This window comes from Thermonema rossianum DSM 10300, from assembly GCF_000426825.1.
GTDB classification, from domain to species: Bacteria; Bacteroidota; Bacteroidia; order Cytophagales; family Thermonemataceae; genus Thermonema; species Thermonema rossianum.
Map to the genome: position 1 here is coordinate 1 of NZ_AUGC01000025.1, position 1,496 is coordinate 1,496.

At 44.5% G+C, this 1,496-nt stretch carries 2 protein-coding genes; both read left to right on the forward strand.

Translation table 11 applies throughout. The annotated features are described in order from the left end of the window. Positions 1–279 precede the first annotated feature (279 nt). The gene (locus tag K384_RS11655) at positions 280–987 is read left to right on the forward strand and encodes an energy transducer TonB (RefSeq protein ID WP_038032631.1); all 708 of its coding nucleotides are present in this window, start codon (positions 280–282) and stop codon (positions 985–987) included. A 147-nt stretch (positions 988–1,134) separates the two neighbouring features. Further along, positions 1,135–1,496, forward strand: a 362-nt coding sequence (locus K384_RS11660) for an energy transducer TonB (protein ID WP_038032634.1), incomplete at its 3' end; no start/stop codon positions are given.

Consider the following 1,496-nt stretch of genomic DNA (forward strand, 5'->3'; position numbering starts at 1 on the left):
TGCGTGGTGATAATTTAGGCGATGGGGCTCTGGCAGAGGAAGTGATACGTGTATTGAAAAGTACCAGCGGCTGGAAGCCTGCCAAGCATCGTGGGCGCCCGGTAGATGTAAAACTGATCATGCCTATTACCTTTAAGCTAAAATAATGTGTGCTGAAAAGAAAAACAAAAGCCATCCGGAAGGTTGGCTTTTGTTTTTTGACAAACCGGGTGGTGATTGTTTGGTTAAATGGTTGTTATTTGGTATATTATATTGTGTTTTAACCAAAAGCAAACAGCCATGAAACAGAAAGAAAAATCCAACTTTTTACCGGACCGCTACTCACGTTTATTTTTTGCTTTGGGGCTACTGCTATCTTTGAGCATCGTCTTGCTTGCATTCAAGTGGCGCAGCTACGAAGAACGTGCAGATTGGCATCCACAGGATTTGGATGACATGCCGGAAGCCATGCTTGAGTATATTCCCCCTACGGTGCAGTTGCCACCCCCGCCTTCGGCTCAAATGGTAGAGCCCGAAGAACCTGAACTGTTGGAAGTGCCTGATGAGAAGAAGATAGAAGAAGTAATAGAAATACAAGAGCAAGACACCCCGCCGGTGATTACACTGCCTACTACTGAGCTTCCCCAGGTGGCACCACCACAAGAACCGGAGGAACAAGAACCGGTGCCTATTGTTTATGTGGATAATAGGGCTGAGTTGATGCAGGAGCTCAACAAAATTCGTAAGCATGTGCAAAAGAACGTGAAGTATCCCCGCGAAGCCAAAAGGCGCCATATTCAAGGAACTGTAATTATTCAATTTGTGCTGAAAGCAGATGGTACCATTGGCGGAGTGGAAGTAGTGCGTGGGGGCGACTTAGGTGATGGCGTTTTGGCAGAAGAGGTTATTCGTGTATTGAAAGGCACCGGCGGCTGGAAGCCTGCCAAGCAGCGTGGGCATGTTGTAGATGTAACCCTGACCATGCCTATTACCTTTAAGCTAAAATAATGTGTGCTGAAAAGACAAACGAAAGCCATCCGGAAGGGTGGCTTTTTTGTTTTAACCAACCGGCTTAGTTATAAGTTGGCTAAATATTTGTTTTTGTAGCATATAATACGTTGTATTATGTTACTTTTTAACCAAAAGCAAGCAGGTATGAAAAAGAAAGAAGAATCCGGCTTTTTACAATCTCGCTCTTTGTGGTTGTCCTTTGCTTTGGGAGTATTTTTATTTTTAGAGGGAGAAGAGCTTGAAAAAGTAGTCAGCAAGTACATTCCCTTTGGTGTGCAGTCACCGTCTTCGGCTCAAATGGCTGCACCACCACAAGAAAAACAAGAACTGGAGGAACAAGAACCGGTGCCTATTATTTATGTGGATAATAGGGTTGAGTTGACGCAGGAGCTCGACAAAATTTATAAGCACGTGCAAGAGAACGTGCAGTATCCCCCCGAAGCCAAAAGGCGCCATATTCAAGGAACTGTTTTGGTCAGATTTGTACTCAAAAAAGATGGAACCAT